The organism is Nocardioides speluncae (assembly GCF_003121585.1).
Classification (GTDB): Bacteria; Actinomycetota; Actinomycetes; order Propionibacteriales; family Nocardioidaceae; genus Nocardioides; species Nocardioides speluncae.
In genome coordinates, this window is record NZ_QEOO01000011.1 from 193,811 (window position 1) to 204,189 (window position 10,379).

The window sequence follows — 10,379 nt, forward strand, 5'->3', positions numbered from 1 at the left end:
CCGCCATGTCGACCAAGACCCACGTCCGCGCCGTGGCGCTCGCCCTCCTCGTGGGGCTCGCGATCACCGGCTGCAGCGAGCCCGAGAAGTCCGTGAGCGAGGGCCGCACTCCCGCAGAGGTCATGGACCTCGCGAAGAAGAACCTCGACGACACGTCGGGCGTCCACCTGTCCCTGAAGACCGATGACCTGCCCGAAGGTGTGACCGGCGTACTCGAGGCGAACGGCATCGCCACCCACGCCCCCGCCTTCGACGGCTCGATCCAGATCCCGCTCGCCGGCTCGTCGGCGTCGGTCCCCGTGATCGCGGTCGACGACAAGGTCTACGCGAAGATCCCGCTGACGCCGGACTGGAGCGAGGTCAACCCCGCCGACTACGGCGCGCCCGACCCGGCCGACCTGATGGACAAGGAGAACGGCGTCTCCTCGCTGCTGCCCGCGACCGAGGGCGTGAAGAAGGGCGAGGAGAAGCGCGGCGGCGAGGACAACAAGGAGACGCTGACCGAGTACACCGGCACGCTCCCGGCCGAGATCGTGAAGCGGATCATCCCGACCGCGAGCGGTGATCCGTTCGACGTGAAGTACCTGATCAACTCTGACGGCGAGCTGATCGAGGCCGACCTGACCGGCATGTTCTACAAGGACGCCGCGGAGAACACCTACCAGCTGGTGTTCAGCGAGTACGGCACCGAGAAGGACATCAAGGCGCCGTGAACAAGGTGACCGACCGGGGCGGCGCGGTGAGCGGTACCGCCCGGGTGCTGCTCGCGCTCGCCTCGGTCGCGGTCGCATTCGCTGCCGCCGACACCTACGTCGTCGTACTCGCCCTCCCCGACATGATGGAGAGCACCGGCGTCTCGGTGGAGCAGCTGCAGAAGGCGGCACCCATTATCTCGGGGTTCCTGCTCGGGTACGTCGCGATGCTGCCGCTGATCGGCCGGATCGCGGACCTGCACGGCCGGATCCCGGTGTTGGTGGCCTGCCTGCTGGTCTTCGCGGTGGGCTCGCTGGTGACCGCGCTGGCCTACGACATGCCCAGCATGGTCGCCGGCCGGTTCTTGCAGGGCGTCGGCGGCGGCGGGCTGGTGCCGGCCACGCTGGCCCTGGTCGCCGATCTCTACCCGGTCCACCGACGCGGGGTGCCGCTCGGCATCGTCTCGGCGGTTCAGGAGCTCGGCAGCGTGGTCGGGCCGCTGTTCGGCGCGGTGGTGCTGGCGGTCGCCGACTGGCGGGCGATCTTCGCGATCAACCTCGCCGTCGGCCTGCTGCTCGCCGCCGCGATCCGGACCCTGCGCACCGAGAAGGTCGAGCCGGCAGAAGCGGAACCACCACCGTCCGGCAAGGCGCGCCGACGGCGCCTGGACGCCGTGGGCCTGGCGCTGCTTACCACCGCATCGGTCGCCGCGATCCTGGTGATGGTGCGACCCAGCGCGCTGCTGAGCGACATCACGTGGGGCAGCCTGTTCATCCCGTACGTCGACGGCAGCCGCTGGCTGTCTCCGATCGGGCTGATCGCGATCATCCCCGCGCTGCTCCTGGTCGCCTGGTGCCTGTACGCCAAGCGCCCGCTGCTCGACCTGCGTGGCTGGTGGTCCAGCCTGCGCGACGCCGACCTGCTCGGCGCCACCCTGCTCGCGATCTCCCTCGGCGGCGTGATTCTCGCGTTCGCGACCGCCGACCCCGAGATCCAGGTCTTCTCCGACCAGGGCGAGTGGTACCTCGGCGGCGCGGCCGTCGCGACCGTGCTGCTCGTGCTCCACCTGCGGCGGGCCGAGAACCCGCTCGTCCCCCGCGGCGCGATCCGCCAGGTCCCCGCCTGGGGCTCGCTGGTGGTCAGCTTTTTCGTCGGCGCCGCGCTCATCGCCGCGCTGATCGACATCCCGATCTTCGCGCGCACCACGCTCTACCACACCGACCAGCTGGCCGCCGCGCTCGTGCTGGTGCGCTTCCTGGTCGCTCTCCCTGTCGGCGCGATCGCCGGCGGCTTCCTCACCCGGGTGCTGCCGTCCGGGGTGGTCACCGCCGTCGGCATGGTCTGCGCGTCGGTCAGCTTCTACCTGATGAGCCAGTGGGACTACTACGCGCTGGAGAGCTGGGAGTCCAACATCCCGCTGGTTCTCGGCGGGCTCGGCTTCGGCCTCGCGCTGGCTCCGGTGAACGCCGCGCTGCTCGCCACCACCGAGGACGCCGTACACGGGGTGGCGTCAGCGCTGGTCGTGGTCGCGCGGATGGTCGGCATGCTGGTCGGCATCTCGGCGCTCACCACGATCGCCCTGCGCCGCTACTGGGCCGAGCAGCGCGAGATCCCGCCGCCGCAGGAGGTCTGCGACGGCAAGAGCCGCTGCAGCGCCTACTTCCAGATCATCAGGGACGCCGGGATCGTGCAGGAGCAGGTGGTCTTCGAGGGCGCCGCGATCTGCGCGCTGGTGGCCGCGGTCATCGCCCTGGTGCTGTTCCGCAGCGCCCAGACCCGCGGCCTCGCGACAGACAAGATCCTTCACGTAGGTGGCTGAGAACACACCCGTTGTGGCGGCTACCAGCCGGTACGACGACTAGCCTTTCGACCGTGGGCGATTTCGACGACCTGATCAAGGCCAACGAAGACTTCGCCGAGCACTTCGAGCTCGGCGGCTTCGACGGCGTGGCGCATGCCGGCGTCGCGATCGTGACCTGCATGGACTCCCGGATCGACCCGTTGCGGATGCTCGGGCTGCACCACGGCGACGCCAAGATCTTCCGGAACCCGGGCGGGCGGGTGAACCCGGCCGCGCTCGAGGCGCTGGTGCTCGGCGTACACCTGCTCGGGGTGGAGCGGATCCTGGTGATCCCCCACACCCGGTGCGCGATGACCCAGTTCACCGAGCACGAGCTGCGGGTCAAGATCGGCCAGTCCGCGGGCGTGGACGCGTCGTGGCAGCAGTTCCACGTGATCGCCGATCAGATCGCGAGCCTGCAGGAGGACGTGCAGAAGATCCGCACCCACCCCCTGATCCCGGAGCGGGTGAAGGTCGGCGGCTTCATGTACTACGTCGACACCGGTCTGATCGACCAGAAGTTCTGAGCAGACTCAGTCGTCGAGCGACTCGCGTTTAGGCGCGCCTCGCAGCTGGGTACGTCGCAGCTTGGCGAGGTCCTGGGCGTCGATGATGCCGTCCCGGACGCCCCAGCGGACCACGAAGTAGAGCGCCACCAGGCCGAACCCGGCCATCCCGATGAGGATCGTGATGTCGTCCATGACGCCAGCCTACGACGACCATCAGCATCATGTAGAACACGTTTCAGTCTCATTGCTAGGCTGACCGGCCATGGACGTCGGCGTGGCACTCCCCCAGATGGCGGCCGACTACGGGCCGAGGACGACGGTCGACTGGGCGCGCGGGATCGACGAAGGCCCGTTCTCCAGCGTCTCTGCCGGCGAACGGGTGACCTTCTCGAACCCCGAGCTCGCGGTGACGCTCGGTGCCGCCGCCGCGGTGACCACCCGAGTCCGGGTCTTCGCGAACCTGTGGGTGCTGCCCGCCCACCCGACCGCGATGATCGCTCAGCAGATCGGCACCCTCGACCAGCTCTCCGCCGGCCGGCTCACGGTCGGCCTCGGTGTCGGCGGGCGTGAGCACGACTACCAGGCACTCGGCGCCACCTTCGAAGGCCGGCACCGGCGGCTCGAGGCGCAGGCCGTCGAGCTCCGCCAGCTGCTCGACGGTAAGCCGCCGTTCGACGGTGCCGACCCGGTCGGGCCTTCAGTGGTTCAGCCGGGCGGACCGCCACTCCTCGCCGGCGCCCTCGGCCCGAAGTCGATGGCCCGGGCCGCGCGCTGGGCGGACGGGGTGACCGGCTTCAGCGTGGGTGGGCGGCGTCGCGAGCTCGAGAACACCAACCGACTCGCCGACCGCGCCTGGGCCGACGCCGGCCGGAGTGCGCCGTACAAGGTCAACGGCTGCTTCTACGCCCTCGGCGTACCGGACTCGCTGGAGGTCCTCCGCACGTTCACCGCCCGCTACCTCGCCTGGACCGGCCCCGAGTTCGCCGAGGCGATGGCCGCCGACACCTGGGTCGCCACCGCGGACGACGTACGCAAGGTTCTCGACGACGCCGAAGCCGCCGGCTGCGACGAGTTCATCCTGGTCCCCGCCACCGCCGACCTCCAGTGCCTCGACGCGACCCAGGACGCCGTCGCCTCGCACTGAAGACCTCCCGGAACTGTCTGGCACCATGCGGTGCCATGGACCCGGATACCTGCTGCGCGCAGATGGCGCGTCAGCTGACGCTGACCTGCGAGACACACAGCGATCTCGCGGCATGTCCCGACTCCTTGATCGTCAGGACCAGGCACGACTACGGCATCCGCATCCACGACGGCGGCAGCGGCTTCCTCGTCATCGCCTACTGCCCGTGGTGTGGCCAGCACCTCTAGCCGACCTTGTAGACGCGTGCCGAGCCACCATACGAACCGGCAAAATGCGGGCGACACGCCAGGCTGCCGGCGTGTCGCACTGTGTCATCCGGTTGGTGTGGTGGCCAGGTGGCCGTCAGTCGTCCTGCGACCGGATCCGTGGGTCGGTTAGCAGGTCCAAGAGCGTTTCGGTCCGGACACCTAGCTCGTCCGAAATCTGACCGCGCACCTCAAGCAGGACCAAGCCCGCGTCGATGTCTCGCGCGAGGCGAATGGTGAGGGCGGGGTCGCCCACCAGCGGATAGTCGAACCAGCGATCGGGATCTTCCGAGTCGGTGTCGATCAGGCCGAACTCGACTGCACCCCAGTCCGACAGGTCGAAGCTGTACCCGATCCAACGCGAGATCTGCTCCAAGGCGACGTGGACGTGATCCGGAGGTAGCCAGCCTTCAACCACGCCGCTGTCGGAATCAGCCACCGCTTCTGCGATGTCCCGCCACAGCTCACTCACGACCTCGGTCCGCTCGGTCAGCTGATCCAGTGCCAGACGCTGGTCGCCGCTCGACTGGTGGTACGCGCGGTAAGCAGCGGCGTTCCAGGCCTCGGAGGCGCGTGCGACCTCGCTGACCAGGTCGACAAGTTGCGCCATCGGCCGCGAGGCACGCAAGGCATCAAGCACCGCGGCCTCGGCTGATTCGTACGCAGCGTCAGCGCGCACGAACTCCGACGCGGCGTCCGACATCAGGCGTCGAGGGACTCGACGTCGACCTCGTAGGCGCCCTGGACGATGAACTCCTTGCGGGGGGCGACGTCGGTGCCCATCAGCAGCTCGAAGACCTGCGTGGCGGCGTCGGCGTCGTCGACGGTGATCCGGCGCAGGGTGCGGTGGCGCGGGTCCATGGTGGTCTCGGCCAGCTGGTCGGCGTCCATCTCACCGAGGCCCTTGTAGCGCTGGACCGGGTCCTTCCAGCGGATGTTCTTCTTCTTGAGCTCGGCGAGCTTCCGCTGCAGCTCGTCGTCGGAGTAGGTGTAGACGTACTTGTCCATGCCCTTCTTCGGCTGCACGAGCTCGATCCGGTGCAGCGGCGGGACGGCGCTGTAGACCCGGCCGCTGGTGATCAGCTCGGGCATGTACTTGAAGAACAGCGTGGCGAGCAGGCAGCGGATGTGCGAGCCGTCGGAGTCGGCGTCGGCCATGAAGATGATCCGGCCGTAGCGGCAGGCGTCAAGGTCGAAGGTGCGGCCGGAGCCGGCGCCGACGACCTGGATGATCGCGGCGCACTCGGCGTTCTTCAGCATGTCGCCAACCGAGGCCTTCTGGACGTTGAGGATCTTGCCGCGGATCGGCAGCAGCGCCTGGAACTCCGAGTTCCGGGCCAGCTTGGCGGTGCCGAGCGCGGAGTCTCCCTCGACGATGAACAGCTCGCTGCGGTCGTTGTCGGTGGAGCGGCAGTCGGCGAGCTTGGCCGGCAGCGCCGAGGACTCCAGGGCGTTCTTGCGGCGCTGGGTCTCCTTGTGCTGGCGGGCGGCGATCCGGGTCTTGGAGGCGCCGAGCACCTTCTCCATGACCTGCTTGGCCTGAGCCTTCTCGGCCCGCTTGGAGGAGGTGAGGAACTTCTTGAGCTCGGTCGACACCACCCGGCGTACGACGTTGCGCGCGGCCGGGGTGCCGAGGATCTCCTTGGTCTGACCCTCGAACTGCGGCTCGGCCAGCCGCACGGTCACGATCCCGGTCATGCCCTCGAGTACGTCGTCCTTGATCACGTTGTCGTCGGCGACCTTGAGCACCTTGGCCGACTTCATCACCTCGTTGAAGGTGCTGGTCACCGCGGTCTCGAAGCCGCCGACGTGGGTGCCGCCCTTCGGCGTCGCGATCACGTTGACGAACGAGCGCAGCTCGGTGTCGTAGCCGGTGTCCCAGCGCAGCGCGACGTCGACGTGCAGCTCGCGCTCGACGTCCTGGGGGGTCATGTGGCCCTTGTCGTCGAGCAGCGGCACGGTCTCGGTGAAGGTCTCCATGCCCTGCAGCCGGAGTACGTCGGTGACCGGCTCGCCCTCGCTGAGGAACTCCGCGAACTCCGCGATGCCGCCGTCGTGGCGGAACGACTCCTCGACCGGCTCCTCACCGCGCAGGTCGCGGATCACCAGCTCCAGGCCCGGCACGATGTACGACGTCTGCCGGGCGCGGGTGACCAGCTCGTCGTAGACGAACGTGGCGTCCTTGGTGAAGATCTGCCGGTCCGGCCAGAACCTGATCCGAGTGCCGGTCTTGCCCTTGGCGACCCGCTTGCCCTTCCGGGTCAGCCCGGACTTCGCGCTGAACGCGCGGCCCGGACCCTCGGCGTCGAAGACGCCGGGCACGCCGCGCTGGAAGCTGAGGCCTTGGGCGGACGGGGCGCGGTCGACGTCGATGTCCATCCGCGCAGACAGCGCATTGACGACCGACAGGCCGACGCCGTGCAGGCCGCCGGTGGCGACGTACGAGCCGCCGCCGAACTTGCCGCCGGCGTGCAGCTTGGTGGCCACCACCTCGACGCCGGGTAGCCCGGTCTTGGGCTCCTTGTCGGTGGGGATGCCGCGGCCGTTGTCGTGGACCTCGACGGAGTCGTCGGGGTGCAGGATCACCTCGACCCGCTTGGCGACACCGGCCAGCGCCTCGTCGACGCCGTTGTCGATGATCTCCCACATGCAGTGCATGAGGCCGCGGGTATCCGTGGACCCGATGTACATGCCCGGCCGCTTGCGGACCGCCTCCAGGCCCTCCAGCACCAGCAGGTGCGCCGCGTTGTAGGTGTTGTCGATGGCCGTGCTCCCGCCACTCGCGCCTGCCACATGCATCCCGTCTGTCCATTCTCCCGGCGTACACCGCCATCGGAAGGTGCTGATCGTGATGCCCCTCCCGACAACTGGAATCTACCTGCGACACGCCCACGGCTGGCGCAGGCTCGCCTGCACCTGTCGCCGGGCCCGTTCCTCTACCGTGAAGGCGTGGTCAGGGAGGGCCCAGCAGAGGGCACAGCACGACACATTCCGGTCACGAACGGGCGGCTGTCCGGCTATCTGGCAACCGGAGACACCGCTTCCGCGTCAGAATCTGCAGCACCGTCCGTTATCTGGATGTCAAGCAATTCCATGCTTGGGGCCCTAGGAAACGGGGAACAACGCTCCGTGATTGGATGCTTGTGAGGTGACATGGAGCCAACCGGGAATCTTTGTACGGGCGGCTACGTTGAGCAGGACACCGAGGAGAGAGACGAGGTAAGACGTGAACACTGCGATTGCCCCTAGTTCCGCCGCGCTGAGCGCGGCCGACCGTTGTGACCGCTGCGGCGCCCAGGCCTACCTGCGCGTCGAGCTCCAGTCCGGTGGCGAGCTCCTCTTCTGCGCCCACCACGCTCGCGAGCACGGCGACAAGCTCCGCGAGATCGCGGTGACCGTGGTCGATGAGACCCACAAGCTGTCCGACACCCCGTCATCCGCCCCCGCCGAGGAACGCTGACCCCAGACTTTCCGCCACTAGTTCTCCCTCTGGCCCCCGGCGATCCGCCGGGGGCCAGGTCCATTTCAGAGCCACCTACTTGTGGCAGGGTTGCGCCGTGACCCTCACCGAAGTTGCCGTCGGCATCGCGATCCTGGTCGGCCTCGCCGGCATCATCGTTCCCGTCCTTCCCGGGTCGATCCTGGTGCTGGGCGCGATCGTGGCCTGGGCGCTGGAGGTCGGCGGCACCACCGCGTGGATCGTGGTCGCGGTGGCCACGACCTTCCTGGTCGTCGGGACGGTCGTGAAGTACCTCATCCCCGGCCGGCAGATGAAGGCCGAGGGAATCCCGAACTCCACGCTGTGGATCGGCGCGCTGTTCGCGATCGTCGGCTTCTTCGTGGTCCCGGTCGTCGGCATGCTGGTCGGCTTCGTGGCCGGCGTGTACGTCGCCGAGCGGCAGCGGGTCGGCGCGGACGACGCCTGGCCGTCGACCAAGTCCGCGCTCAAGGCGGTTGGCATCAGCATCCTGATCGAGCTCGCCGCCGCCCTCCTCGCGACCGGAACCTGGATCGTCGGCGTCGTCGTGACCTGATGGCGATCCTGCTCGCGCTCGTCGCGGCCGTCGCCTACGGCCTGTCCGACTTCATCGGCGGCCTGGTGTCGCGGCGGGCCTCGCCGTGGTCGGTGGCGACCGTCGGCATGTGCGCGTCCACGGTCTGTACGGCGCTGCTCGCGGCGTTCGTGACCGGCGAGCCCACCCGCGCCGACTTCGCGTGGGCGGCCTTCGCCGGCGTCGGGTCGGGCATGGGTGCGGGCTTCCTCTACCGCGGCCTGTCCCAGGGCCGGATGGGCGTCGTGGCGCCGCTGTCCGCGGTCGGTGCGGCCGTGGTCCCGGTCATGGTCGGCGTCGTCACCGGCGAGCGGCCCGGGGCGTTCGTGTGGGTGGGGATCGTGCTGGCCTTCCCCGCGATCTGGCTGGTGGCCAGCACCCCGGCCGACGAGGACCCCCTCCACTGCGACGAGCCGCGTGAGTCGACGACCGCCGCGGTGATCGACGGCCTGCTGGCAGGCGCCGGCTTCGGTGTGCTCTTCGCGGCACTCGGCCAGGTGCCGGACGAGGCGGGCCTGTGGCCGCTCACGCTCACCCAGGCGGTGTCGGTCCCGGCGGTCGTCGTACTCGCCCTCGCCCTGCGGGCGCCGTGGGTGCCGCGCGGCCGGTACGTGTGGTGGTCGCTGGGAACCGGGCCGCTGGGCACCGCCGCCACGCTGTTCTTCCTGCTCGCCAGCCAGCGCGGCTACCTCACGATCGCCGGAGTGCTGACCTCGCTCTACCCGGCGGCGACGGTGCTGCTGGCCTGGCTGGTCCTGAAGGAGCGGATCCACCGGGCCCAGGCGCTCGGTCTCGCATTGTGTGCGTTCGCGGTGGCGATGGTCGCGGCCGGATGAGGTTAGGCTAACCTAATCTCGCTCTCGGGCTCGTCAGCTCATCTCTTCGAAGGACCCATCATGACTTTGCGAACCTGCTTCGCGCTGATCGCCGCGCTGCTGCTCACGGCCTGTGGAGTCGCCAACAACGAGTCGAAGGACGCGTCCGACTCCAAGGACGGCACGTGGACCTTCGTCGACGGATCGGGCGAGACCGTCACCGTCGACCACACCCCGAAGCGGATCATCGCTCACGCCGGCCCGGCGGCCGTGCTGATGTCCTACGGCATCAAGCCGGTCGGCATCTACGGCGACGAGTCGGTCAAGACCGACCCCAACCTCCAGGACGTCGACCTCGACGGCGTCACCATCCTCGGCGAGGAGTGGGGCAGCATCGACGTCGAGAAGGCGGCCGGGCTGGATCCCGACCTGATCGTCGCCGACTGGTGGCCGGCCGAGAAGGCGCACTCCGGTCTGGAGTCCGGCGTGAAGGCCAAGAGCAAGAAGCTCGCCGAGCTCGCGCCCGTCGTGGGCGCCAGCCAGGGCGCGTCGATCCTGGAGCTCGCGGAGGGATACGAGAAGCTCGCGGCCAGTCTCGGTGCCGACGTCGACGACCCCGAGCTCGCGGCGGACAAGAAGCGCTTCGAGGAGGCGAAGACCCGGTTCGAGGAGGCCACGGCCGCCAAGCCCGGGCTGACCGCCCTCGCCGTCTCCCCCGCCGACGACCTGCTGTACGTCGCGAACCCGAAGTACGCGCCGGAGCTGCTCGACTTCCAGAGCTGGGGGCTCGACGTGATCAACCCGGACAGCCCCGACAAGGGCTTCCCGTACTGGGAGAACGTCAGCTGGGAGAACGCCGACAAGTACCAGCCGGACATCCTGCTGCTCGACAGCCGCACCTTCGACGACAGCCTGGCGAAGGCGCGCAAGCAGCCGACCTGGAACACGATCAAGGCGGCAAAGGCCGAGGCGGTCGTCAACTGGCCGGCGTACTGGCTGCACAGCTACGGCCACTACGCCGACGCGCTGGACCAGCTGGCCGCCGACATCGAGAAGGCCGACGAGAACATCGGGGACTGAC

12 protein-coding genes are annotated in these 10,379 nt (G+C 69.0%); 9 read left to right on the forward strand and 3 right to left on the reverse strand.

Annotated elements, in window-relative coordinates:
- The first annotated feature begins 5 nt into the window (after window positions 1–5).
- Genes DDV73_RS05825 through DDV73_RS05835 form a run of 3 tightly spaced genes read left to right on the forward strand, consistent with a single transcriptional unit; the run spans window position 6 to window position 3,060 of the window.
- Window positions 6–713, forward strand: coding sequence for an LppX_LprAFG lipoprotein (locus DDV73_RS05825; RefSeq protein ID WP_109506279.1), 708 nt, complete (start codon window positions 6–8; stop codon window positions 711–713).
- Complete coding sequence (locus tag DDV73_RS05830) at window positions 710–2,512, forward strand: MFS transporter (RefSeq protein ID WP_240617141.1); 1,803 nt, start codon at window positions 710–712, stop codon at window positions 2,510–2,512. The genes DDV73_RS05825 and DDV73_RS05830 overlap by 4 nt, the downstream gene beginning before the upstream one ends.
- Before the next feature lie 53 nt (window positions 2,513–2,565).
- Window positions 2,566–3,060 carry a beta-class carbonic anhydrase gene (locus DDV73_RS05835; RefSeq protein WP_109506280.1) on the forward strand — a complete coding sequence of 165 codons (495 nt, stop codon included), beginning with the start codon at window positions 2,566–2,568 and terminating at the stop codon, window positions 3,058–3,060.
- A gap of 6 nt (window positions 3,061–3,066) precedes the next feature.
- Here the strand turns inward: DDV73_RS05835 and DDV73_RS27750 are convergent, their stop codons facing one another.
- Complete coding sequence (locus DDV73_RS27750; protein WP_154402622.1) at window positions 3,067–3,234, reverse strand: DUF6019 family protein; 168 nt, start codon at window positions 3,232–3,234, stop codon at window positions 3,067–3,069.
- Window positions 3,235–3,304: 70 nt separating this feature from the next.
- Between DDV73_RS27750 and DDV73_RS05840 the strand changes: the two genes are divergently transcribed.
- Both DDV73_RS05840 and DDV73_RS05845 read left to right on the forward strand, forming a co-directional pair.
- Entirely contained in the window at window positions 3,305–4,186 is an 882-nt protein-coding gene (locus tag DDV73_RS05840; RefSeq protein WP_109506281.1) for an LLM class flavin-dependent oxidoreductase, read from the forward strand.
- Window positions 4,187–4,221: 35 nt separating this feature from the next.
- Entirely contained in the window at window positions 4,222–4,413 is a 192-nt protein-coding gene (locus tag DDV73_RS05845) for a DUF6980 family protein (protein ID WP_109506282.1), read from the forward strand.
- 115 nt (window positions 4,414–4,528) lie between these two features.
- Here the strand turns inward: DDV73_RS05845 and DDV73_RS05850 are convergent, their stop codons facing one another.
- Window positions 4,529–5,134 (reverse strand): hypothetical protein, encoded by a 606-nt coding sequence (locus tag DDV73_RS05850; RefSeq protein ID WP_109506283.1) that lies wholly within the window; start codon window positions 5,132–5,134, stop codon window positions 4,529–4,531.
- Window positions 5,134–7,224: a DNA gyrase/topoisomerase IV subunit B gene (locus tag DDV73_RS05855; RefSeq protein WP_240617142.1), complete on the reverse strand. Its 2,091-nt coding sequence runs from the start codon at window positions 7,222–7,224 to the stop codon at window positions 5,134–5,136. The genes DDV73_RS05850 and DDV73_RS05855 overlap by 1 nt, the downstream gene beginning before the upstream one ends.
- 433 nt (window positions 7,225–7,657) lie before the next feature.
- On the opposite strand from DDV73_RS05855, the gene DDV73_RS05860 reads away from it, so the two are divergent.
- The 4 genes from DDV73_RS05860 to DDV73_RS05875 all read left to right on the forward strand — a co-directional run bounded on the left by DDV73_RS05860 (window position 7,658) and on the right by DDV73_RS05875 (window position 10,378).
- Complete coding sequence (locus tag DDV73_RS05860; RefSeq protein WP_109506285.1) at window positions 7,658–7,891, forward strand: DUF7455 domain-containing protein; 234 nt, start codon at window positions 7,658–7,660, stop codon at window positions 7,889–7,891.
- A gap of 97 nt (window positions 7,892–7,988) precedes the next feature.
- On the forward strand, window positions 7,989–8,465 hold the full coding sequence (locus DDV73_RS05865; RefSeq protein ID WP_240617143.1) for a DUF456 domain-containing protein: 477 nt from the start codon (window positions 7,989–7,991) through the stop codon (window positions 8,463–8,465).
- On the forward strand, window positions 8,465–9,319 hold the full coding sequence (locus DDV73_RS05870; RefSeq protein ID WP_109506287.1) for a DMT family transporter: 855 nt from the start codon (window positions 8,465–8,467) through the stop codon (window positions 9,317–9,319). Before DDV73_RS05865 ends, DDV73_RS05870 begins: the two co-directional genes overlap by 1 nt.
- A gap of 60 nt (window positions 9,320–9,379) precedes the next feature.
- A complete protein-coding gene (locus DDV73_RS05875) occupies window positions 9,380–10,378 on the forward strand; it encodes an ABC transporter substrate-binding protein (RefSeq protein ID WP_109506288.1) in 999 nt (332 codons plus the stop codon).
- Window position 10,379: the final 1 nt, after the last annotated feature.